Source organism: Klebsiella sp. GFKo11, assembly GCF_056490265.1.
On sequence record NZ_CM151369.1, the window covers coordinates 1,586,525 to 1,611,176 of the forward strand.

The following is a 24,652-nucleotide window of genomic DNA, read 5'->3' on the forward strand; positions in this document are numbered from 1 at the left end:
AGTGCCCGCTTTGTCTGACCATGAATTAAATGATGAATACTGGATGCGTCATGCTTTGACGCTGGCGAAACGCGCCTGGGAAGAGGGCGAGGTGCCGGTCGGCGCGGTGCTGGTGCACAATCATCAGGTCATCGGTGAAGGCTGGAACCGGCCAATTGGCCGTCACGATCCTACTGCGCATGCTGAGATTATGGCGTTGCGCCAGGGTGGGATGGTGCTGCAAAACTACCGTCTGGTTGACGCGACGCTGTACGTCACCCTGGAGCCTTGTGTAATGTGCGCCGGGGCGATGGTACATAGCCGCATTTCACGGCTGGTATTCGGTGCCAGGGATGCGAAAACCGGCGCTGCCGGATCGCTTATCGACGTGCTGCATCATCCGGGGATGAATCATCGGGTAGAGATAACCGAAGGACTCCTGGCAGAACAGTGCTCTGGTATGCTGAGCGATTTTTTCCGCTGGCGGCGCGAAGAGAAAAAAATGCTTAAAAAGGCGCGTCAGCAAACGGAAGATTAATGGCCCAGTCCTGGGATTTTAAATTTTGCGTTATCGACCAGCGTTTCGGCGCGAAAGCTGAAAAAGGACATGGCGTACTGTTCTTCTTTATTTAACTCATCCGGCATGACCGCCGGATAGTGTTCGCCAAGCGCCGCAATCTGCGCCTCTTTTCTCTCTTTCTCAGAGAGGTAGCCCACAAGGCTGATATGGTATTTGCGGATATTCTCGACGTAGGCGTAGGCCTCATGACCGCGCGCAAAGCCGTACTTCAGCCGACTGTAATAGTTTTTCTGGCTCAGCAGCGGCAGACGCTGCTTCACATCGGCCCAGCTATTGGGATTACCTTTCTGCTTTTTGGTTAGCGCCATCGCGTCAAGCATATGCGCGTAGCCCATATTGTAAGCCGCCAGCGCAAACCAGATACGTTCGTCTTTGGGAACGGAGTCGGGCACCTTACTCATCATATCCTGTAGATAACGCATGCCGCCGTCGAGGCTTTGGTCTGCGTCGGTACGGTCGGTCAGTCCCAGGCTCTGGGCGGTATTGCGGGTGAGCATCATTATTCCGCGTACGCCGGTCGGAGAGGTAGCCTGAGGGTCCCAATGCGACTCCTGCCATGAGATGGCCGCCAGCAGGCGCCAGTCTATCTGCCGGGCATATTTTTCAAACATCGGCTGTAGGTCAGGGAGGACGTTCTCCACGGCGCGCAGGAAGGTGCGCGTATCAACATAGTCAAAATCGTTACCGTGGCCGAGGTATTTCTCTTCCAGTCGTGCAAGGATGCCGTCTTCATTAATGTTATTGAAGAAATCGAGCATCGCTGCCGACAGCGAGTTGTCTTCGCCTTTTTCACTAAACCAGGTCACCGGCTGCTCATCGCTGATATCCAGCGCGACGGCCAGTTCCGGGTGGACGCGCTGGAACAGACTGACGGCGACCGAATCCGCGATGGTGTAATCGAGCTTACCGTCGATCACCGCCTGCATCAGCGCCGTGGTGCCGCGTTTATCATCCACGCGCCAGTCGAGGTCCGGATATTTTTGTTCTTTTAATGCCTGCAGGTCATTAATCGCCACGTGCCCGGGGGCGATAGCCAACTGCTCAGCGGTAAGATTAGCGAGGCTGCGCGGGCGCAGGCTGCCTTTGCGATACACCAGTTGTTGCGAAACGGAATAGTAGGTTGGCCCGGCCTGATAGTTCTTTATCCGTTCAGAGTTGTAGACCAGACCCGCCGCCAGCATGTCGGCTTTTCCCTCATCAAGATCGTCGAATAACTGGCTGATATTTTGTCGGACGGTCACCTTCAGCTCGACCCCAAGGTAGTTGGCAAACTGCTGTGCCAGCTCATAATCGAAACCGTAGGTTTTGTCATTGATGGTCGCGAAGGTCATTGGCGAATTAATGGTGCTGATGCGCAGTTCTCCGCGCGCCATAATCCCCGCCACACGGTTCTCTGGTTTCCCCATCCACGGGAGAGACGGCCACAGGGCAGCCGCCAGCAAGAGGGTTACAATGCCGATGAGCAGATAATTAATCTTTAGTTTTTTCAGATAGTTAATCTTCTGCAGCTTTGCGTTCCTCAGCAGACTATGACCAGAAAAAGTAAAAGGTTGTCGTCGAATGAGCGGCATTTTGCTTAAGAATGCGCCAGTTGGCAACTTATTCGCGAGTCGGGTCACATTTATTGATAAACCCTGGCAACCATTTTATTTCTACGCAAACGGTTTCGTCGGGACGCAGGATTCACTATAATGGCGCCCGTTTCCCCCGGCTCACCCTGAAAGCTTCGAAGACGAGAGACTTATGATGGAAATTTTGCGTGGTTCACCTGCACTGTCGGCATTCCGTATCAATAAACTGCTGGCACGTTTCCAGGCGGCCAACCTTCCGGTAAGCACTATATATGCCGAGTATGTTCATTTTGCCGATCTCAGCGCCCCGCTAAGCGGCGACGATCGTGAGAATCTGGCGAGGTTGCTAAAATATGGCCCGAACTTAAGCAGCCATACCCCAACCGGCAAGCTACTGCTCGTTACCCCCCGTCCTGGCACTATCTCTCCCTGGTCTTCAAAAGCTACCGACATCGCCCATAACTGCGGCCTGTCTCAGGTTGTACGCCTGGAGCGCGGCGTTGTGTACTACGTTGAAGCGAGCAGCCTGACTGAAGAGCAGTGGGCGCTGGTGGCGGCTGAACTGCACGATCGAATGATGGAAAGCGTATTTGATGCGCTGGAAGAGGGCGAAAAGCTGTTTGCTCACCATCAGCCGACCCCGGTAACCAGCGTTGACCTGCTGGGACAGGGTCGTCAGGCGCTGATTGACGCCAACCTCCGTCTGGGGCTGGCGCTGGCGGATGACGAAATCGACTATCTGCAGGATGCCTTCCATAAGCTGGGCCGTAACCCGAACGATATCGAACTCTATATGTTCGCGCAGGCCAACTCCGAGCACTGCCGACACAAGATTTTTAACGCCGATTGGGTCATTGATGGCGAGCAGCAGCCGAAGTCGCTGTTCAAGATGATCAAAAACACCTTTGAGAAAACTCCGGACTACGTGCTGTCGGCCTATAAAGATAACGCCGCGGTAATGGAAGGTTCGGCGGTGGGACGTTACTTTGCTGACCACGAAACGGGTCGCTACGACTTCCACCAGGAAGACGCGCATATTTTGATGAAGGTCGAAACCCACAACCACCCGACGGCGATCTCTCCGTGGCCGGGCGCGGCGACCGGTTCCGGCGGTGAAATCCGTGACGAAGGCGCGACCGGTCGTGGCGCTAAGCCGAAAGCGGGGCTGGTGGGTTTCTCCGTCTCTAACCTGCGTATTCCGGGCTTTGAGCAGCCGTGGGAAGAAGATTTCGGCAAGCCGGATCGTATTGTGACCGCGCTGGATATCATGACCGATGGCCCTCTGGGCGGTGCGGCGTTTAACAACGAATTTGGTCGCCCGGCGCTGAACGGTTATTTCCGCACCTATGAAGAGAAAGTGACCAGCCACAACGGCGAAGAGCTGCGCGGTTATCACAAGCCCATCATGCTGGCGGGCGGTATCGGCAACATTCGCGGCGAACACGTGCAGAAGGGGGAGATTGTTGTTGGCGCGAAGCTGATTGTTCTTGGCGGCCCGGCGATGAACATTGGCCTCGGCGGCGGCGCTGCTTCTTCAATGGCGTCGGGACAGTCTGACGCAGACCTGGATTTTGCCTCCGTACAGCGCGACAACCCGGAAATGGAACGTCGCTGCCAGGAAGTTATCGACCGCTGTTGGCAGTTGGGTGATGCCAACCCGATTCTGTTTATCCATGATGTCGGCGCTGGCGGTTTGTCCAATGCCATGCCGGAGCTGGTGAGCGATGGTGGCCGCGGCGGTAAATTCCAGCTGCGCGACATCCTCAGCGACGAGCCGGGCATGAGCCCGCTGGAAATCTGGTGTAACGAATCGCAGGAACGTTACGTCATGGCCGTTGCACCGGAGCAGTTGCCGCTGTTTGATGAACTATGCCGACGTGAGCGTGCGCCGTACGCGGTTATTGGCGAAGCGACTGAAGCGATGCACCTGAGCCTTGACGATACCCATTTTGACGATCGACCGATTGATCTGCCGCTCGACGTGCTGCTGGGTAAAACGCCGAAAATGACCCGCGATGTGCAGACGCTGAAAGCGCAGGGTCAGAGTCTGGATCGCCAGGGCATAACTATTGCCGACGCGGTGAACCGCGTGCTGCATCTGCCGACCGTGGCGGAGAAAACCTTCCTTGTCACCATCGGTGACCGCACCGTGACCGGCATGGTCGCCCGCGATCAGATGGTCGGCCCGTGGCAGATCCCGGTCGCTAACTGCGCGGTAACCACCGCCAGCCTCGATAGCTATTACGGTGAAGCCATGTCAATTGGTGAACGTGCTCCGGTTGCGCTGCTGGACTTTGCCGCTTCTGCCCGCCTGGCGGTTGGCGAAGCGCTAACGAATATCGCCGCGACGCAGATTGGCGCGCTCAATCGCGTGAAGCTGTCGGCAAACTGGATGGCCGCAGCCGGTCACCCAGGTGAAGACGCTGGTTTATATGAAGCCGTTAAAGCGGTTGGCGAAGAGCTGTGTCCGGCTCTGGGACTGACGATTCCAGTGGGTAAAGACTCTATGTCGATGAAAACCCGCTGGCAGGAAGGCAATGAACAGCGCGAAATGACCTCCCCGCTGTCGCTGGTGATTTCTGCCTTTGCTCGCGTGGAAGATGTGCGCCGCACCGTGACCCCGCAGCTCGCGACCGTTGATAACGCCCTGCTGCTGATTGATTTGGGCAAAGGCAAAAATGCGCTGGGCGCCACCGCGCTGGCGCAGGTTTACCGTCAGCTGGGCGATGTTACCGCGGACGTGCGCGATGTTGCTCAGTTGAAAGGTTTCTGGGAGTCGATGCAGACGCTGGTGGCTGAAGATAAGCTGCTGGCCTGGCATGACCGTTCCGATGGCGGCCTGCTGGTGACCCTGGCTGAAATGGCCTTTGCTGGCCACTGTGGCGTCAATGTGGATATCGCCGCGCTCGGCAATGACCATCTGGCTGCGCTGTTTAACGAAGAGCTGGGGGGCGTGATTCAGGTTCGTGCCGCCGATCGTCAGGCGGTTGAAGCGTTGCTGGCGGCGAATGGCCTGGCAGATTGCGTTCACTACCTCGGACAGGCGACGGCGGGCGACCGCTTTGTTATCGCCGCCGATAGTCATCCGGTATTTAGCGAAAGCCGCACCACGCTGCGTATGTGGTGGGCTGAGACTACCTGGCAAATGCAGCGTCTGCGCGATAACCCGGAGTGTGCCGACCAGGAACATGACGCGAAGGCTAACGACAACGATCCAGGCCTCAACGTGAAGCTTTCCTTCGATATCAACGAAGACATCGCGGCACCTTATATCGCTAGCGGCGCGCGTCCGAAGGTCGCTGTGCTGCGCGAGCAGGGCGTGAACTCCCATGTAGAAATGGCGGCAGCGTTCCATCGTGCGGGCTTTGATGCTATCGACGTGCATATGAGCGACCTGCTGGCGGGCCGTACCGGTCTTGCTGATTTCCAGGCGCTGGTGGCCTGCGGCGGTTTCTCCTACGGTGATGTCTTAGGCGCAGGTGAAGGCTGGGCGAAATCTATTCTGTTCAATGACCGCGTACGCGACGAGTTTGCCACTTTCTTCCATCGCCCACAGACATTGGCGCTGGGCGTGTGCAATGGCTGTCAGATGATGTCTAACCTGCGTGAGCTCATCCCCGGCAGCGACCTGTGGCCGCGCTTTGTGCGCAACCACTCTGACCGTTTTGAAGCTCGTTTCAGCCTGGTTGAAGTGACCCAAAGCCCGTCGCTGCTGTTGCAGGGAATGGTGGGGTCAATGATGCCAATTGCCGTTTCTCACGGTGAAGGGCAGGTAGAAGTGCGTGATGGTGCACATCTGGCTCAGCTAGAGAGCAAAGGCCTGGTGGCTCTGCGCTTCGTCGATAACTTTGGTAAGGTCACGGAGAACTACCCGGCTAACCCGAACGGTTCGGCGAACGGCATTACCGCGGTGACCAGCGAAAGCGGACGCGCGACTATCATGATGCCGCACCCGGAGCGCGTATTCCGTACCGTGTCGAACTCCTGGCATCCGGAAAACTGGGGCGAAGACAGCCCGTGGATGCGTATTTTCCGCAACGCGCGTAAACAGCTGGGCTAAGTCTTCTTCGCACACCTCATTAAGCCTCCTGTAATCGCAGGGGGCTTTTTTGTTTGTGATGAGCGTGGGAAAAAGGTGTCGGGGATCGCCGACAAACGTGTAATAGCCGTGTCGTCAAAAGGTGACACTTAACTCATTGATTTAAAATGGTGTTAATAAATCACTTATTCGGTGTTGCTAATTAGCGACACTTTGCACAAATAGCAACCATCATCATTACAGTGATAAAGTAGTAAAAAGACATTATTTTTCATTGTGTTAATAAAATGTTTTGTGATGTGGCATAGTTCGTGCATAATTATAACCAGTGGCTCATTCACCTTCTTATGTCAGCCCCCTCGGGAAGCGCTACATAAACCTCGAATGACGCACAAACAGGTGCCTGCCGTCCAACTCCTGATAACAGCTCTGCTTTATCAGTCATCGGGCGAAACGTCGAGTAAGGCACCGCCTCATTGCTTAATAAAGCCAGGCTCTTGTAGCCTGGCTTTATTATTTCTGGCGTAGATGTTTATTGCGTCCTCAGTTAGCATCGTAGTGAGCTAATGATTGAGACGATATCCTTGAAGCGACTCTCCCTGTTCCCCCGTTCACTGCGCCAACTGGTCACGCTCTCCTTTGTGCTGATCCTGCTCCCGCTATTGGTTCTGGCCTGGCAGGCGTGGCAAAGCCTTAACGCGCTGAGCGCGCAGGCGGCGCATATCAATCGCACTACTCTTATCGACGCCCGGCGCAGCGAGGCGATGATCAATGCTGCGCTGGAGATGGAGCGCAGCTACCGGCAGTATTGCGTGCTGGATGATCCAACCCTGGCGCGGGTCTATCAAAATCAGCGTAAGCGCTACAATGAAATGCTTGATGCTCACGCGGGTGTCCTGCCGGATGAAAAAATCTGGCAGGCGCTACGTCAGGAGCTCGACGATCTGGCGGAGCTCCAGTGCAAAAATAGCGGTCCGACGGCGAAATCTGCCGCCAGCCTGGAAGCTTTTGCCGCTGCCAACAGCGATATGGTCCAGGCGACCCGAACGGTGGTCTACTCTCGCGGGCAGCAGCTACAACAGGAGATTGCCGAACGCGGCCAGTTTTTCGGCTGGCAGGCGCTGGTTCTGTTTCTGCTCAGCCTGGCCCTGGTGCTGCTTTTCACCCGCATGATTATCGGCCCGGTGAAAGGTATTCAGAGAATGATTAATCGGCTGGGTGAAGGAAAATCGCTGGATGATGCCGCGATGTTTACCGGCCCGCGAGAGCTGCGATCCGTCGGCAAACGCATTATTTGGCTGAGCGAACGTCTTGCCTGGCTGGAATCCCAGCGTCATCAGTTTTTGCGCCATCTTTCCCATGAGCTGAAAACGCCGCTGGCCAGCATGCGTGAAGGGACGGAACTGCTCGCTGACCGCGTGGCCGGGCCGCTCACGCCCGAACAGCAGGAGATCGTGGAGATTCTGGATAGTAGCAGCCGCAATCTACAAAAGCTGATCGAACAACTGCTGGATTACAACCGGCAGCAGGCCGATGGCCCGGTTGCACGTGAGACGGTCAATCTCGCTGAGCTGGTGGACAATGTGGTTTCCGCCCATAGCCTGCCGGCAAGAGCTAAAATGATGCAAACCGAATTGACGCTCACCGAGCGCTTCTGCCTGGCGGAGCCCGAACTTCTGGTGAGCGTACTGGATAATCTCTATTCCAATGCGGTGCACTATGGTGCTGAATCCGGTAACATCCGTATTCATAGCTACCGGCACGGCGAGCAAGTGCGCATTGACGTTATCAATAATGGCGAGCCGATCCCGCCTGCGGAAAAACAGATGATTTTCGAGCCTTTTTATCAGGGAAGCCACCAGCGTAAAGGGGCGGTAAAAGGCAGCGGTCTGGGGCTAAGCATCGCTCGTGACTGTGTACGGCAAATGCAGGGCGAGCTGAGCCTGGTGGATGATAAATCCGGGCTTATCTGTTTTCGTATCACGCTGCCCGCCGCTGAGCCTGGAAAAAACAACGCATAAATTAATATTGGGTGAATATGTCCCACTTCTTCGCATTTGTCCGTCCTCTTAGGGGATGGCTGCTGTCAGGTATTTCTTGCCTGGCGCTGGCGGGATGTTCCGCCTCCACATCACCACAGGCCGCGGATGGTAAAACGCTCTCCGCGCTGCCGCAGCATCAGGTCGCCGATTTTCTCTCGGTAGAGTGCGCCGACATCTGGAATCTGAAAAATGAGGCCAGCGATAAAAACCCGCTCTACTGGTTGCGGGGGATCGATTGCGCAGATCGTCTGGCCCCGGCGCAGGCGCGTGCGGAAGCTAAGCTGCATAATGATGACAGCTGGCAGGATGCTTTTAAGCGCGGTATTTTGCTGGCGGATGCCAAAATTACGCCAGATGAACGCCGGGCGCTGGTGAATCGTCTGGATACTTTCAGCCCGCAAATCGCCGCGCAGGTACGCCCGCTTTACCAGCTCTGGCGCGAAGGGCAGGGCCGACAACTTCAATTGGTTGATGAGCGTTCGCGCTACGCCAAATTGCAGCAATCCAGCGATGCCGAGCTTGAGGCGCTGCGCCAGCAGGAGCTGGAGTTACGCAGCCAGCTTGAGCTCACCACCCGTAAGCTGGAAAACCTCACCGATATTGAGCGCCAGCTCTCCAGCCGTAAGCCTGGAGGCAATTTCAGTTCTGATGCCGGGCACGGCAGCGAGAAAGTCCCGGAGGTGATTCATGACGATCCGTAAACCCGCCCATCTGCTGCTCGTAGACGACGATCCGGGCTTGTTGAAGCTGCTGGGGATGCGTCTTATCAGCGAAGGATATCGTGTGGTCACTGCCGAAAGCGGCCCGGAGGCGTTGCGTATTTTGGGTCGCGAGAAAGTGGATCTGGTCGTCAGCGACCTGCGGATGGACGAGATGGACGGCCTACAGCTGTTCAGTGAAATTCAGAAGGTCCAGCCGGGGATGCCGGTGATTATCCTGACCGCGCACGGTTCCATTCCTGATGCCGTCGCAGCGACTCAGCAGGGAGTATTCAGTTTCCTGACCAAGCCGGTGGACAAAGACGCGCTGTATAAAGCTATCGACGATGCGCTGGAGCAGAGCGCGCCGACCACCGACGAGCGCTGGCGTCAGGCGATTGTCACCCGCAGCCCGCTGATGCAGCGCTTGCTTGAGCAGGCCGGGATGGTGGCGCAATCGGACGTGAGCGTGCTGATTAACGGCCAAAGCGGCACCGGCAAAGAGATTGTCGCCCAGGCCATTCATAACGCCAGCCCGCGCCACGATAAACCTTTTATCGCTATTAACTGTGGAGCGCTACCCGAACAACTGCTGGAATCGGAACTATTTGGTCACGCGCGCGGTGCTTTTACCGGCGCGGTCAGCAGCCGTGAAGGATTGTTTCAGGCAGCCGAAGGCGGCACGCTGTTTCTTGATGAGATAGGCGATATGCCGGTGGCGCTACAGGTGAAACTGTTGCGCGTCCTGCAGGAGCGCAAAGTACGCCCGCTGGGCAGCAATCGCGATATTGATATTGACGTGCGGATTATCTCCGCTACCCACCGCGATCTGCCGAAAGCGATGGCCCGCGGTGAGTTTCGTGAAGATCTGTTTTATCGCCTGAACGTGGTGAATCTGAAAATTCCCCCGCTGGCCGATCGCACAGAAGATATCCCGCTACTGGCTAACCATCTGCTGCGCCAGTCCGCCGATCGCCATAAACCGTTTGTTCGCGCTTTCTCCACGGATGCAATGAAGCGGCTGATGGCCGCCAAATGGCCGGGGAACGTACGCCAACTGGTGAACGTGATTGAGCAGTGCGTGGCGCTGACTTCCTCGCCGGTGATCAGCGATGCGCTGGTGGAGCAGGCGCTGGAGGGGGAGAATACCGCTCTGCCGACGTTTGTTGAGGCGCGTAATCAGTTTGAGCTGAATTACCTGCGTAAGCTGCTGCAAATTACCAAGGGTAATGTCACGCATGCGGCGCGGATGGCAGGGCGTAACCGCACGGAGTTTTATAAGCTGCTGTCGCGCCACGAGCTTGAAGCCAACGACTTTAAAGAGTAGCTCCGCAAGATGACGCAAGTTATGATACGGTTAGCAACCGGTTACGCGACTAAGACAGGAACACCATGAAAAAGATTGATGCGATTATTAAACCATTCAAACTGGATGACGTGCGTGAAGCGCTGGCCGAAGTCGGCATCACCGGGATGACGGTAACGGAAGTGAAAGGCTTTGGCCGTCAGAAGGGGCACACCGAGCTGTATCGCGGCGCGGAGTACATGGTGGATTTTCTGCCGAAAGTGAAAATCGAAATTGTCGTTACTGATGACATCGTCGATACCTGCGTCGATACTATTATCCGCACGGCACAGACGGGCAAAATTGGCGATGGCAAAATCTTTGTCTTCGACGTTGCGCGCGTGATTCGTATTCGTACCGGTGAAGAAGACGACGAAGCGATTTGAGTTTTCAAACTAAGTTATCAAACAGCCCCGGTCGTATCATGCGACCGGGGCTGTTTGTCTCTGTCAATGGCGTTCAGTTATGCTTTTGCCTTGATAAACGCAGATCCATAGCTGTCGGCGGCGAGCAGGGCCGCATAAACGCTATCCTCAGTGATTTTAAACGGCATATTGTGAATCGTCTCTCCTTTCACGCAGGCCAGCTCGGCAACTTTACGCATCTTATTTTCGACATCTTCAGTGACGTTCAACTGCCTGAGCGTTACCGGCAGACCGACATCAATGCACAGCTGTAGAACGGTATTGAGTTCTTCAGTCGGCGCATTTTCCAGGATCAGCTGGGTTAACGTGCCGAACGCCACTTTTTCACCGTGATACATCGCATGCGTTTCTTCTAATACGGTAAAACCATTGTGGATAGCGTGGGCCGCCGCCAGGCCACCGCTCTCAAAACCTACGCCGCTTAAATAAGTATTCGCTTCGACAATGTGCTCTACGGCTTCGGTTACCACGTTGCGCTCGACGGCGAGCAAAGCTTTTTTGGCATCAGCAAGCAGCGTCTCATAACACTGTCTGGCAATACTCGTTGCGGCGACGGTGGGGTGCCCGCCAGCCATGGTTGTGGCCGAACTTTTCAGACAGGCTCGGGCTTCGAACCAGGTTGCCAGCGCATCCCCGATACCTGCTGCCAGTAGCCGTGCAGGCGCATTGGCGACTATCTGAGTATCCACCAGTACCAGCGTTGGGTTGAAAGGCAGGTCGAGGTAAGCGTCGAATTCACCATCATCGGTATAGAGCACGGACCAGGAACTGCACGGCGCATCGGTAGAAGCAATCGTCGGGATAATGACCAGCGGCAAATTCAGGTAGTACGCTACTGCTTTTGCCGCATCGATCGTTTTCCCACCGCCAATCCCGATAATTGCCGTGCACTGATTTTCTTCGGCTTCAGCCTGAATAGCAGTGATGGCGCTGCGCGAACACTCTCCGTTAAACGTCGAAAATTGGCAGGCGATATTTTCACCTTTAAAACTTGTGCTGAGCCGGTCTTGCGTTAATCCCAATACGAAAGCATCGCCAAGAACTAAAAATTTGGCGTTAAGGTGTTTTACATAAGTTGCAACCGAACTTAAAAGCCCGGCCCCCTGAATATATTTACCCGGCGACTGAATAATTTTTGTGCTCATTATCTTCTCCTTGATTGAAAACGCTGACTATTTAATAGCAAGGCTTCCGTAAGCGGATTGCCAGTCATGCTGAAACTGGGCGACGGCAGCATCGACAGCCGGGTTTTGCAGGAGATTTTTTGCAAGGTCAGTGGGCAGCGTGATGCACTCGCAGCCTGCCAGCAGGCAATCAAGGAACTGTTGATTGTTTTTGTAGCTGGCGCCAAACACTTTGCAGTGCGGGGCATGTAAGGCAAGCGCCTTAACCAGAGCGCTGACAATTTCAATACCGTTGCCAGATAGCGCTTCAATGCGGTTGAAATAGGGGGCGACATATTCTGCACCAGCCAGCGCGGCTAACAATCCCTGGGTGGTGGTATAGACGGCGGTTCCCAGCGTTCTGACCTGATGGGCTTTCAGTTTTTTTATCGCTTTCAAACCTTCAGATGTTACGGGAATTTTGATGACAATATTCTCATCCATTGCGCTCAGGCGGCGAGCTTCTTCCACCATACCTGCGCAATCGGAGGCAATAACCTGGGCAAATATCATTCTGTCCTTACCCAGTACGGCGCGAATTTGCGGAATAAGCACCGATAGCGCAATACCTGATTTCGCCGTGATGCTGGGATTCATGGTTACGCCAGCCAGCGGTAAATTCTCCTCAAGCAGCTTTATTTCATTAAGATCGGCAGTATCAATATAGATTTTCATAGAGTTATTCCTGATTAATTAAAATGAATTTTATTTTACTAATTAGTGAGTGGTCGCGATTTCAACATGTTGTCCACGATATAACCTGGTCCAGGTTAAGGCATAAAATAAAATGAACACAAAGCAGATTAGCGGCATAATAAATCCGGTAGCCATATCGTAATGGTCGGCAATAGCCCCCATGATCATCGGCATAACGGCACCACCAACGATAGACATAACAATAATTGAAGAGGCTTTTTTAGTTTGTCCGCCAAGGCCCGTAATACCGAGTGAGAAAATAGCCGGGAACATGATCGACATAAAATAAAAACTGAGCACTAAAGAAATGGTTGCCAGATAACCATCTGAGTAAATGATAATGACCATTAGCACGGAGTTGATTAGGGCAAACGTTGAAAGAACAACCTGAGTTTTAATTTTACTCAGCAGCATTCCTCCGGTCAGGCGACCAATCATAAAGAGCCCGAATCCACCGAAGGCCAGGATCTGCGATGCGCCGCGTTCGGTAATTTGGTAGAAACTTCCCGCGTTCCAGGTCCATGTCGAAGGCAGCATGCTAGCGAGACTCAGCGTCATGGCCGGTGAGTGTTCGACAACGTAGTTGATAAAGAAACTGAAGATTCCCGTCTGCCCCGCGACATATAAGAACTGGGCGATGACGGCGAAAATAAAATGCGGTAGCTGCCAAAAGGGTTTCTCGCTCGCGTTGATTCGCTCATCTGCTTCAGGCACAACTTCGGGAACTTTGGTTCTGAAGAAGACCAATAGAATCAGGGTCACCGCGAGGAAAATCCCCAGATAGGGTATGAATAACCCGTCGTTAGTCTTAGAAACTTCCCCGGTCGCGGAAAGGACAAAATGGCCGCCAATCAGTGGGCCAAAGATCAGGCCCAGACCCGCGATGGATTGCGATATGTTCAGCCTTGCCGCTCCGCCGTCTTTATTCCCGAGGACAATGACGTAAGGGTTGGCAATGGTTTCGATAAAGGTCAGTCCAGCCGCGAGGATGAAAATACCGGTAAGAAAGAACATATACTCACCATGCACCGTCGCCAGCATAAACGTACTGGTACCGCACATAATCAGCACGAGTCCGATAATAATGCCGGATTTATACCCATAGCGCTGTGCCAGGATCCCCGCAGGAATAGCGACGAAGAAATAGCTAATATAGTTCGCGAACTGAATAAGCGCCGACTTTGCTTTGGTGATCTCTAACGTGTTTTGAAAGTGTTTATTAAGGATATCGATCATGCCGGTGCTGAATCCAAGAACAAGAAACAGCATAGAGATGATGCAAAATATCTTGAATTGGTTATTACCATCTGGAGAAACGAACAATCCTGTTTTTTTCATCACAGCACCGCCTGGTCGTTAAAAAGTTTTTCTATAATGTCGTTATCATATTCCGGCTGCGCGCCTTCTTTAGTGGCAACCCATGATCCCAATGCTGATGCCTTATATAGCGCCGCGATGGGTTCAAATTGCGGATTAATTAAGGCATTGATCATCGCTGCGAAGAATGCGTCACCGGCACCGATAGTGTTTTTAACGTTTACCCGGATAGCTTGTCCTGAGTAAATATGTCCTTCCCGGTAGAGAACCGGGTGTTTATCCCCTCGGGTGATACAGATAATTTTGTCGCCAATAATGTCCACCAGCGCGTATATCTGCTCTTCGATTTTTTCAGCCACAATATTGAAATGACGGGCAATCTTGTCCAGTTCACTTTCGTTTAACTTAATGAAATCCGCTCGCTGTAAAAACTCACCAACAATCTGAATATCATTTTGTCCTTCGCGTAAGTTAACGTCAAAACACTTTAGCCCCTGATATATTTGCAGAAAATCAGCAAAGGATTTCTGGTTGAACGTGCTACGCAAAGCGACAGACCCGTAAACAAAGGCGCTGCTGGCGAGGTTTTCCGCATTGTGGCTGATGCTAATGTAGTCCCAGGCGGCGGGAGTATGAATGTCATAGGAGGCATCGCCTGCTGCATCAATTTTGACATCCACAATCCCCGTTCCCACATCCTTAAGGACCTTGATTTCGCTGACATCGCAGCGCCAGTCATTTTTAATGATGCTGAGCGACTGGTTGCCGAGCTTGTCGCTACCCACGCTGGATACCGGGACCGTTCTGCAGCCTAATTTTTGCAGATGATAAGCCACGTTAAGGGTTGCTCCACCCTGTTGAGGAGGGTGGCCTTCAACGCAGTCCCAGAGGATTTCACAGGCTAACAGGCATGAAGGTTTAGCATGGAGCATTGGTGTACTCCCCCTTTTTCACCTCGGGCACAATCACCGTATCAATATCCAGCACTTCGATATCGTCAGGCGTGTGGCGGCCGGACAGCAGCATATAAGTAGCGTTTTCTCCATGTAGGGGATACGGGGCAAAGTGCCAGGCGTTGCGGCGCATGATAATGCCGTAAGAGCCATCAAGGTGGATGGCGACCAGTTTGTTGATATCAAATTCACCCACTGGCCCGAGGACGATTACGCTCTCGCCGGTCAAGGGGATAACGGCCTCTTCGGTCTGCATATGGCGTTCAATATTGGCAAGCGTGAAGGGATGCGGTTTCGCTTTCAGGAAGCTGGCGACCGGTATTTCGGTGAAGTCATTGGCATCGCAGACATCGTGAAAGTAAGTGATGTCGGTACGGTCAACAGAGGGGGTTCTGTTTGCCGGTAAACCGATGAGTTTGGCGTAAGGGGCCAGGTTTTCTGCTGTGGCTTCGATCAATGGGATGGTTAGCATTTTCAATACTCCTGATTAATGAAAACGTTGTCTTTTAACGTTTTTAAATTGTCACTTCTGTTGTGTTATCTAATTGTTTTTACGTATTTGATTCTTTGTTTTTAGCTTTTATTTTAAAATGACAACGTTGTCATTTGTGGGCATTCTAGCCTGGCAAGAGAAGATCAAAAAGAGAGAACGATCACAGATTGCGATCGTCATTCAGGTGAGAGCTTTCTCCGTTCAGGGCGACAGGAATTGCCAGAAAACAGGTATGTGAAGTAACCTGTTGAATAGCTAAAGGGTTTAATTGGATGTCAGGACTCAAGGGGCGTGCCAGAATACGTGAATGGCCTGGCGTAGGCTCCAGGGTCAATGGGTGAAAAGAACGACGGATCGTCTTAAGAGAGAAATATGGCAAGCATTGCAGATATCGCTAAAAAACTTAATTTATCTAACTCTACTGTTTCAAGAGCATTGCGCGATTCGGGGCTGGTGACCAAAGAGACCCGAGAAAAAGTGTTACTCGCAGCGCAGGAAGTAGGGTATGAGGTTAACGTTATAGCCAGAAAACTGCGCAGCGGTGAGTCGAAAACGATTGGCGTGATCGTTTCCGATATCACTAACTTATTTCACGGTGAAATCATCACTGCTATCCAGAAAGTGGCAATTGATAATGGCTATACCGTCATTTTTGGCACTTCCTCAGAAGATGAAAATACCGAGCGGGAACTTATCGATTTGCTAAAAAGCAACATGCTTCAGGGACTTATCATTGTCCCGACGCATCAATCGATAAATAACATCAGACCCCTGGCGCATCTGCCGATCGTTGAAGTTGACCGCCTGTCCGGCCTCGATTCAAGCGACCAGGTGTTGATTAGCAACCATGAAAGCATGAAGCTCGCAACCAACTATCTCATCAGCCAGGGACACAGAAACATACTCTACTGCACCGGTGATTTAGCGATTACTACATTTGATGAGCGCTTGAGTGGGTTTAAAAGCGCAATAGCTGAAGCCGATTCAAATATTACCCACGACGTTTTGTTGGTTAAAGACACGGATAAGTTACAGTCCAGAACCAGCAGTGAGGTCATCAATTTTCTGACGGGTAAAAACAGACCTTCCGCCATTATTGCGGCTAACGATTTTATTGGTGAAGGGGTTATTTCTGCTATTTACAAATGTGGTCTGGCGGTTCCGGAAGATATCTCTTTTCTGATGTTTGATGACCCCAGGTGGGCAAGCTTTTTCCCGACTCCGTTGACGGTCATTAAGCAGCCTGCATATCAACTGGGTCTGACCGCAGCCAAACTGTTGATTTCTAAAATTGAAAACAAAGAAAAGAGAACCAAGAGCGTTAAGCGCCTGACCGCAGACCTGATCGTCAGACAGTCGGTAGCGAAAGTAGGGTAGCGACGTTGACAGGCCGGTTTCCCGGCCCGTCATCTAAAGTGGCTTACAGCACCTTATGCGGGCCGAAGCATTCGTAATGAATGTTCTCGCTGTTTACGCCCAGCTCAACCAACTGCTTCGCGGCAAACTGCATAAACGCCACCGGGCCGCACAGATAAAACTGCATCTGCGGGTCGCTGAGCTTGTTGGACAGTACCGATAAATCCATCAAACCTTCGCTATTAAACTGTGCCGCCTGGCGGTCTGCTTCGTTCGGGTTGCGGTACCAGACGTGAGAAGTAAACTTCGGCAGGCTTGCCCCCAGCGCTTTTACCTCGTCTGCAAAGGCGTGAACGTCACCGTTTTCTGCCGCATGGAACCAGTTAACCTGAGCCGGATGCTGCGCTTTCGCCAGAACATCCAGCATCGCCAGCATCGGCGTTTGGCCGACGCCGCCGGAGATCAGCGTGACTGGCGTTTGCGGGGCGACATTGAGGAAGAAATCACCTGCTGGTGCCGCCAGATAAATCACATCCCCTTCTTTGGCTGAGTTATGCAGCCAGCTTGATACCTGACCGCCATCTTCACGTTTCACCGCAATGCGGTAACCCTTGCCATCAGGCTTGCGGGTCAGGGAGTACTGACGGATTTCCTGATGCGGAAAACCTTCCGGCTTCAGCCAGACCGCCAGATATTGGCCTGGCTGATATTCAGCTACGGCACTGCCGTCGACAGGTTCAAATTCAAAGCTGGTGATGAGTGCGCTGCGCGGGGTTTTCTTCACGATGCGGAACGCACGAGTCCCATCCCAGCCGCCGGTTTTGCTGGCGCTTTCGCTGTAGATTTCCGCTTCACGATTGATAAAGACGTTGGCCAACACGCCGTAAGCTTTGCCCCAGGCGTCCAGCACTTCCTGGCCCGGACTGAACATTTCGTCCAGGGTGGCCAGCAGATGGGTACCGACAATGTTGTACTGCTCTGGTTGGATCTGGAAGCTGGTATGCTTCTGAGCAATTTTCTCGACCGCCGGCAGCAGGGCGGGCAGGTTCTCAAGATTACTGGCATAGGCGGCAATCGCGTTAAACAGTGCTTCACGCTGATCGCCATTGCGCTGGTTACTCATGTTAAAAATTTCTTTGAGTTCAGGGTTATGCGTAAACATGCGATCGTAAAAATGGGCGGTCAGCTTTGGACCGGTTTCAACCAGCAGGGGAATGGTGGCTTTCACCGTTGCGATGGTTTGGGCGTCGAGCATAGCAGCTTCCTTATATGAGTCATTTTAATAATGTATTTTAAATGCATCTTATAAAAATAACCCTGCTTTGTAAATGGTTCTTTAACACTTTGCCGTAAGGTGGTTACAACATGAATTATTTGCATCACAAACCTGAAAAGAAATCCGTTGATAATCTCAGGAGCGTTATTGCTCAAAGCCTTGTGTAATGCGGAGCCAATCGTTTGCGTAAAATCATTTGTCAAGACCTGTTATCACAGAATGATTCAGTTATACTGTGGGCCGTTGTCCGATTGGACCGCCTTTTTAGGCCGAAATTTTATCGTTAGCTGAGTCAGGAGATGCGGATGTTAAAGCGTGAAATGAACATTGCCGATTATGATGCCGAACTGTGGCAGGCTATGGAGCAGGAAAAAGTACGTCAGGAAGAGCACATCGAACTGATCGCCTCCGAGAACTACACCAGCCCGCGTGTTATGCAGGCGCAGGGTTCTCAGCTGACCAACAAATACGCTGAAGGATATCCGGGAAAGCGCTACTACGGCGGCTGCGAATACGTTGATATCGTTGAACAACTGGCTATCGACCGCGCAAAAGAGCTGTTCGGCGCCGACTACGCTAACGTTCAGCCGCACTCCGGTTCCCAGGCTAACTTCGCGGTCTACACCGCGCTGCTGCAACCGGGCGATACCGTTCTGGGTATGAACCTGGCGCAGGGTGGTCACCTGACTCACGGCTCCCCGGTTAACTTCTCCGGTAAACTGTACAACATCATCCCTTACGGCATCGATGAGTCCGGTAAAATTGACTATGAGGACATGGCGAAGCAGGCGCAGACCCACAAACCGAAGATGATTATCGGCGGCTTCTCCGCATACTCTGGTGTGGTTGACTGGGCAAAAATGCGTGAAATCGCAGACAGCATTGGCGCATACCTGTTCGTTGATATGGCCCACGTTGCCGGTCTTATTGCTGCTGACGTTTACCCGAACCCGGTTCCGCACGCTCACGTTGTCACCACAACTACCCACAAAACCCTGGCGGGTCCGCGCGGCGGCCTGATCCTGGCGAAAGGCGGTAGCGAAGAGCTGTACAAAAAACTGAACTCAGCCGTATTCCCAAGCGCTCAGGGTGGCCCGCTGATGCACGTCATCGCGGCGAAAGCCGTGGCGCTGAAAGAAGCGATGGAGCCAGAGTTCAAAGTCTACCAGCAGCAGGTTGCGAAAAACGCCAAAGCGATGGTGGAAGTGTTCCTGAACCGTGGCTACAAAGTGGTGTCTGGCGGCACTGAAAACCACCTGTTCCTGCTGGATCTGGTCGACAAAAACCTGACCGGTAAAGAAGCTGACGCGGCGCTGGGTCGTGCCAACATCACCGTCAACAAAAACAGCGTACCGAACGATCCGAAGAGCCCGTTCGTGACGTCCGGTATCCGTATCGGTTCTCCGGCGGTCACTCGTCGCGGCTTTAAAGAAGCGGAAGTGAAAGAACTGGCTGGCTGGATGTGCGACGTGCTGGACAACATCAATGACGAAGCGGTCATTGAGCGCGTGAAGGGTAAAGTGCTGGATATCTGCGCACGCTTCCCGGTTTACGCATAACGCTGAGTTGTTTAAAGCGAAAAAAAGGCCGCGATTGCGGCCTTTTTTGCGTCTGGGGGATTAACGCCGGTCGAGTGAAATAGCGCCAGGCCCGGTTATCGCCAGTAGCAGAAAGGCTCCGGCAATACTGACGTTTTTCCAGAAGTTAATCATATTCGGCAGTACCGCATCGCCGGACATATCCCAATAGTGATGGCCAATAACCGCCGTGCCCAGGGTATAAAAAATAAACAGCACCGCCAGCGGTCGGGTGAAAAAGCCCAGCACAATCAAAATGGCCGCCGGGACTTCCATAATGATGGCAATAATCGCCGCCAGCGTCGGCATCGGCGCGCCGGATGAAGCCATATATTGCACCGTACCGCTAAAGCCCAGCAGTTTTGGGTAGCCAAAAAGAATAAACAGAACCACCACCGCGATACGGGCAATCAACAGCAGCAGGGAGCGGGAAGAGCCAAAATCAAAATAGCGTAGTGTGTTCATAATCAGCTCGTTATGAGAGACGTGTGATTTAAACGTAATACACAATTTTGCGCTCCGCCACGCGCCGCTCGCGATTAACGCAGCGTTTGTAACTGCTCCTCAACGTACAGATAACCGATCCCCATTAGCTGCTGTGCGCGGGTCAGCTTGCCAAAGCCGATTTGAGTAGCGCGGGTTCGCGGGGCATCACGGTGATCAAACGGATTGAAACCAGTTTGTTTGATGATGGTATTTAGCCATTCCTCGCCAAAGCCGCAGCTGCGACCGTACAATAAGATATTGTTTATATTTAATATATTGAGGAAGTTGTAGAGGCTAAGCCCGATGGCATTTGCCGAGTCCTCAACCCATGTATGCAGCCGGGAATCACCCTGCTGCCATTTTTCAATTAAGGCATCGATGGTGAGCGCTTCCGGATTATCCGCGAGGTCGGGCTGTGTTTTAAGCCACATCCTTGCCTGTTTTTTTAAGGCGCTGAGGGAGGCCACGGTCTCCAGGCAGCCGTATCGCCCGCAGTCGCAGGCCACACCATCAGGATTGATAATCGTGTGGCCGATTTGTCCACTGCCGTAAAGGCTACCGCGCCAGACCTGGTCGTTGATAACGAATGAGGAGCCAATACCGTAATCAACGTTGATCACGCAAAAATCCCGGTACTGCCCGTCGTTTTGCCATTTTTCCGCCAGCGCCAGCATCACGCAGTCGTTATCGACCATGACGCGCACATTGAGCTTTTCCTCCAGCAGATATTTCATCTCCACGGGCTGCTTCCAGGGAGCCTGCGGCATGGTTTGTGAGACTCCCGTTCCCGCATCAACCTGTCCATGAACCGCCAGCGCCAGATTGATTTTGCGATTTGGCCAATGCTTACGGAACTGATGCCAGCATTTCTCAATGGCAGCCAACAATGCCTGAGGGGTAGGGGCATCAATGGCATGGTATTCCACATCACCTTTCGCGCTCAGGCAGGCGTTACCAAGCTGACACTCGATGCTGGTTGGCGTGATGTTCATGCACAAGGTCCAGTCGCCATCGGGTGCGATAAGCCAGGCTCCGCTGCTATGCCCGCGCGACAGACGATCGTCCTGTACGTTAACGACGCGTCCTTCCTCCTCCAGCTCCTGGAGAATATTGCTGACCGCAGGGATAGAGATTTGCGCCAGCCGTGCGAGTGTCGATTTACTAGCCCGTTTCTTGCGATACAGGTATTCCAGTAGTACGCCTTTGTTGTAATGACGAATCTGCTGATTGTTAATACAGGCTTTCATAAACTAAACCTTGTTAACTGAATTGCGTGATTATTGTGCGTAAAAGCCGTGATTCTGTCTATTAAACTGCTCTCATTATTTCACTTCAGTATGTCTTGTTAACTTTGAGGGCATTATGAGTTCAGTAAACGTTTGGCAGGAAACGGTACAGATTCCAACCTATGAAACGGGGGCACAGGATACTCACCCCATGTTTCTGGAGAATCGGGTTTATCAAGGGTCTTCCGGGGCAGTGTATCCCTATGGTGTGACGGATACGCTGAGCGAGGATAAAACGCTGAAGGCCTGGCAGGCCGTATGGCTGGAAAACGACTATATCAAGGTTATGATCCTGCCCCAATTAGGGGGGCGCGTACATCGTGCCTGGGATAAGGTCAGACAGCGCGATTTCGTTTATCACAATGATGTCATCAAACCTGCTCTGGTGGGACTGCTTGGTCCATGGATCTCAGGGGGAATAGAGTTCAACTGGCCGCAGCACCATCGTCCGACGACCTATATGCCGGTGGACTTTACCATTAGCGAAAATGATGATGGTTCAAAAACCGTTTGGGTTGGCGAGACCGAGCCAATGCATGGGCTGCAGGTCATGACCGGATTTACGCTGCGCCCGGAGCGTGCGGCGCTGGAAATTGGCAGCCGGGTCTACAACAGCAATGCTACCCCGCGCCATTTCTTATGGTGGGCGAATCCAGCTGTAAAAGGCGGCGACGGGCATCAAAGCGTATTCCCGCCGGATGTGACTGCGGTATTTGATCACGGCAAACGTGCGGTTTCAGCCTTCCCGATCGCCACCGGCACTTATTACAAGGTGGACTACTCGGCTGGCGTCGATATCTCACGCTATAAGAACGTCCCGGTCCCGACCTCCTACATGGCTGAAAAATCAGAGTACGATTTTGTCGGTGCCTGGTGCCATGATGAAAATGGCGGGCTGCTGCACGTTGCGGATCATCACATTGCGCCGGGGAAAAAGCAGTGGAGCTGGGGCTATAGCGAATTCGGCCAGGCATGGGACAAAAATCTGACCGATGAGAACGGGCCGTATATCGAACTGATGACCGGTATTTTTGCCGACAACCAGCCTGACTTTACCTGGCTCGATCCGTTTGAAGAAAAACGCTTCGAGCAATATTTCCTGCCTTATCATTCACTGGGTATGGTGCAGAACGCTTCGCGTGATGCGGTGATTAAGCTGCAACGCGAAGACGGCGGCATTGCATGGGGGGTCTACGCCATTTCTCCCCTTACCGCACATCGCCTGACCCTTCGTGAAGAGGGCAATTCGCATCCGCTGCTGGATGAAATGATTGAGCTGATGCCATGCACCGCCGTTCAGGGCGCGCTAGCCGGTATCGATCCTGCTCGCCTGACGATGGAATTGCTCGATAGTCATGGCAAGTGCGTTTTGCGTTATCAGGAGCATCAACCGCAGGAATTACCGTTGCCAGAAGTGGCGATAACGCCGTTAAACGCGGGCGAGATAAACAGCGTCGATGAGGCGTGGTTTATTGGTCAGCACCTGGAGCAGTATCACCACGCCAGCCGTTCACCTTTCGACTATTACCTTCGCGGCATTGAACTGGATCCACAGGATTACCGCTGCAACCTGGCGCTGGCGATGCTGGAATATAATCGCGCAGACTACCCACGAACTATCGATTATGCGACTCGGGCGCTGACGCGTGCCCATCAATTGAATAAAAACCCCCAGTGCGGCCAGGCCAGCATGATCCGCGCTAGTGCCAGAGAGCGTCTACAGCAATGGCACGATGCACAAGAGGATTTTTGGCGTGCGGTGTGGAGCGGCAACAGCAAAGCGGGTGGATATTATGGGCTTGCCAGGCTGGCTACGCGAAACGTGCGTTATGACGATGCGTTGAGTTTCTGTCGGCAAAGCCTGCTGGCGTGCCCGACTAACCAGGACGTGCTGTCTCTGGAAACCTTGTTACTGCATCTCACTGGGCGTCGCCGCGAGGCACAGCAGCAAGTCGAGGAACTGCTGCGCGATTATCCTCTGAATCCCACGCTCTGGTGGATAAAGGCGACGCTATCAGAAGCGGAGCCGGATTACGCGCAATGGGTTGGCGTCTGCCAGTCGCGGGATATTAACGCCCTGCAAACTGCCGGATTATTGCTGAGCTGGGGAATGGCCAACCGGGCGAAGGCCGTGCTGGCCAGGCTTAACTGTCAGAAAACGTTGCCGCTCTATTTACAAGCCAGCTTGAGCGAGGGGAATGAGCGCACTGCGCTGATAAATCGCGCTCGCGAGGTATTTCCTGACTTTGTGCGTTTCCCCAATTTGCTGGTGGAAGTGGCGGCGCTGGAGAATATCACCGAGTGCTATTTTGCTCAGCACCTGCTCGCCTGCTTCCACTATAGTCGCCGTAACTACGAGAAAGCGACTCATCTATGGCATCGCTGCGTTGAAATGGCCCCTGATTTTGCCGATGCATGGCGAGGGCTGGCAATTCATGCATGGAATAAGCAAGGTGATGCTGAACTGGCGGCAGAGTATCTGGATAAAGCCTGTACTCATCAGCCAGAAGACGCTCGTTTGCTTTTTGAACGCGATCTGCTGGATAAGTTGACCGCTGCGGAGCCGGAAAAACGTCTTTCCCGGCTGGAAGCCCATCTCGCAACGGCGTTGAAGCGTGACGATTTAACCGCGGAGTTGCTGCATCTTTGGCATCTTACCGGGAAAACTGAGCAGGCAGCCAGCGTGCTCTCCTCGCGTAAATTTCACCCCTGGGAAGGCGGTGAAGGAAAAGTAACCAGTCAGTTTGTTATCAACCAACTATTGCGTGCCTGGCAGCATATTCATCAGCAGCAACCGCGGCAGGCAGAAGCGCTGCTGTTATCGGCACTGCACTATCCGGATAACCTTAGCGAAGGGCGACTACCGGGACAGACCGATAACGATATCTGGTTTTGGCTGGGAGTCTGCGCCAGACAGCAGGGGATGGAAGAGCGCGCAGTCGAATGTTTCCACAAGGCGGCGTTGGGTGACCGGACGATCAATATTCATAGCTATTACAACGATCAGCCGGTGGACTATCTCTTCTGGCAAGGCGTAGCTCTGCGGATGCTCGGCGATCCCCAGGCCAGTGAAAAGCTTTTTACTGAAATGTTGCAGTGGGCTCAGCATATGGAAACGGCGCAAATCGAGGCCGATTTCTTTGCGGTATCCCAGCCGGACCTGCTGGCGTTATATGCCGATATCCAAAAACAACATCAGGAGAAGTGTCTGTTTGTGCGCACTCTGGCAACGGCAGGATTAGGGGGCGGATCGCAATACGAACAGGCGCTTTCCGAACTAGAAATGCTGGATCCAGCCTGGGCAAAAGCAGCGTTGTTCCGAAAGGCAATGCCGTTTGTACTGCACCTCATTAACTAAAGAGTGTTTACT

General features: G+C 53.1%; 18 protein-coding genes. 9 read left to right on the forward strand and 9 right to left on the reverse strand.

The window, feature by feature from the left end; translation table 11 throughout:
• Positions 1-10: 10 nt before the first annotated feature.
• On the forward strand, positions 11-517 hold the full coding sequence (gene tadA, locus AC07P6_RS07755; protein ID WP_434662051.1) for a tRNA adenosine(34) deaminase TadA: 507 nt from the start codon (positions 11-13) through the stop codon (positions 515-517).
• Here the strand turns inward: tadA and mltF are convergent.
• On the reverse strand, positions 514-2,130 hold the full coding sequence (mltF, locus tag AC07P6_RS07760) for a membrane-bound lytic murein transglycosylase MltF (protein WP_182240887.1): 1,617 nt from the start codon (positions 2,128-2,130) through the stop codon (positions 514-516). The two genes, tadA and mltF, sit on opposite strands and share 4 nt — an antisense overlap.
• Before the next feature lie 172 nt (positions 2,131-2,302).
• On the opposite strand from mltF, the gene purL reads away from it, so the two are divergent.
• The 5 genes from purL (at position 2,303) to glnB (ending at position 10,640) form a co-directional block, all read left to right on the forward strand.
• Positions 2,303-6,190, forward strand: coding sequence for a phosphoribosylformylglycinamidine synthase (gene purL / locus AC07P6_RS07765; RefSeq protein WP_434662053.1), 3,888 nt, complete (start codon positions 2,303-2,305; stop codon positions 6,188-6,190).
• Positions 6,191-6,753: 563 nt separating this feature from the next.
• Positions 6,754-8,190 carry a sensor histidine kinase gene (locus tag AC07P6_RS07770; protein WP_182207570.1) on the forward strand — a complete coding sequence of 479 codons (1,437 nt, stop codon included), beginning with the start codon at positions 6,754-6,756 and terminating at the stop codon, positions 8,188-8,190.
• A gap of 17 nt (positions 8,191-8,207) precedes the next feature.
• On the forward strand, positions 8,208-8,912 hold the full coding sequence (gene qseG, locus AC07P6_RS07775) for a two-component system QseEF-associated lipoprotein QseG (RefSeq protein ID WP_182207569.1): 705 nt from the start codon (positions 8,208-8,210) through the stop codon (positions 8,910-8,912).
• Positions 8,899-10,236, forward strand: coding sequence for a two-component system response regulator GlrR (gene glrR, locus AC07P6_RS07780; RefSeq protein WP_181485307.1), 1,338 nt, complete (start codon positions 8,899-8,901; stop codon positions 10,234-10,236). The genes qseG and glrR overlap by 14 nt, the downstream gene beginning before the upstream one ends.
• Positions 10,237-10,301: 65 nt before the next feature.
• A complete protein-coding gene (gene glnB / locus AC07P6_RS07785) occupies positions 10,302-10,640 on the forward strand; it encodes a nitrogen regulatory protein P-II (RefSeq protein WP_041146740.1) in 339 nt (112 codons plus the stop codon).
• Positions 10,641-10,717: 77 nt separating this feature from the next.
• Here the strand turns inward: glnB and AC07P6_RS07790 are convergent, their stop codons facing one another.
• The 5 genes from AC07P6_RS07790 to AC07P6_RS07810 are packed head-to-tail and all read right to left on the reverse strand — an operon-like array spanning position 10,718 to position 15,280.
• A complete protein-coding gene (locus tag AC07P6_RS07790) occupies positions 10,718-11,824 on the reverse strand; it encodes a glycerol dehydrogenase (protein WP_478315969.1) in 1,107 nt (368 codons plus the stop codon).
• Between the two features lie 27 nt (positions 11,825-11,851).
• On the reverse strand, positions 11,852-12,517 hold the full coding sequence (locus tag AC07P6_RS07795; RefSeq protein WP_181485309.1) for a transaldolase family protein: 666 nt from the start codon (positions 12,515-12,517) through the stop codon (positions 11,852-11,854).
• A 42-nt stretch (positions 12,518-12,559) separates the two neighbouring features.
• Positions 12,560-13,876, reverse strand: coding sequence for an MFS transporter (locus AC07P6_RS07800; protein WP_478316956.1), 1,317 nt, complete (start codon positions 13,874-13,876; stop codon positions 12,560-12,562).
• Complete coding sequence (locus AC07P6_RS07805) at positions 13,876-14,787, reverse strand: PfkB family carbohydrate kinase (protein ID WP_478315970.1); 912 nt, start codon at positions 14,785-14,787, stop codon at positions 13,876-13,878. Before AC07P6_RS07805 ends, AC07P6_RS07800 begins: the two co-directional genes overlap by 1 nt.
• A complete protein-coding gene (locus tag AC07P6_RS07810; protein WP_478315971.1) occupies positions 14,774-15,280 on the reverse strand; it encodes an ureidoglycolate lyase in 507 nt (168 codons plus the stop codon). The genes AC07P6_RS07805 and AC07P6_RS07810 overlap by 14 nt, the downstream gene beginning before the upstream one ends.
• Positions 15,281-15,673: 393 nt before the next feature.
• Here AC07P6_RS07810 and AC07P6_RS07815 point away from each other — a divergent pair, with 393 nt between their 5' ends.
• The gene (locus AC07P6_RS07815) at positions 15,674-16,678 is read left to right on the forward strand and encodes a LacI family DNA-binding transcriptional regulator (RefSeq protein WP_181485312.1); all 1,005 of its coding nucleotides are present in this window, start codon (positions 15,674-15,676) and stop codon (positions 16,676-16,678) included.
• 43 nt (positions 16,679-16,721) lie between these two features.
• Here AC07P6_RS07815 and hmpA read toward each other — a convergent pair whose 3' ends face one another.
• Entirely contained in the window at positions 16,722-17,912 is a 1,191-nt protein-coding gene (gene hmpA / locus AC07P6_RS07820; RefSeq protein WP_478315972.1) for an NO-inducible flavohemoprotein, read from the reverse strand.
• A gap of 326 nt (positions 17,913-18,238) precedes the next feature.
• Between hmpA and glyA the strand changes: the two genes are divergently transcribed.
• Complete coding sequence (glyA, locus tag AC07P6_RS07825; protein ID WP_112215441.1) at positions 18,239-19,492, forward strand: serine hydroxymethyltransferase; 1,254 nt, start codon at positions 18,239-18,241, stop codon at positions 19,490-19,492.
• Positions 19,493-19,552: 60 nt separating this feature from the next.
• Here glyA and AC07P6_RS07830 read toward each other — a convergent pair whose 3' ends face one another.
• The gene (locus AC07P6_RS07830; protein ID WP_112215502.1) at positions 19,553-19,975 is read right to left on the reverse strand and encodes a DoxX family protein; all 423 of its coding nucleotides are present in this window, start codon (positions 19,973-19,975) and stop codon (positions 19,553-19,555) included.
• 74 nt (positions 19,976-20,049) lie between these two features.
• The gene (locus tag AC07P6_RS07835; RefSeq protein ID WP_181485314.1) at positions 20,050-21,243 is read right to left on the reverse strand and encodes an ROK family transcriptional regulator; all 1,194 of its coding nucleotides are present in this window, start codon (positions 21,241-21,243) and stop codon (positions 20,050-20,052) included.
• A gap of 115 nt (positions 21,244-21,358) precedes the next feature.
• Between AC07P6_RS07835 and AC07P6_RS07840 the strand changes: the two genes are divergently transcribed.
• On the forward strand, positions 21,359-24,640 hold the full coding sequence (locus AC07P6_RS07840) for a DUF5107 domain-containing protein (protein ID WP_478315973.1): 3,282 nt from the start codon (positions 21,359-21,361) through the stop codon (positions 24,638-24,640).
• The last annotated feature ends 12 nt before the right edge of the window (positions 24,641-24,652 follow it).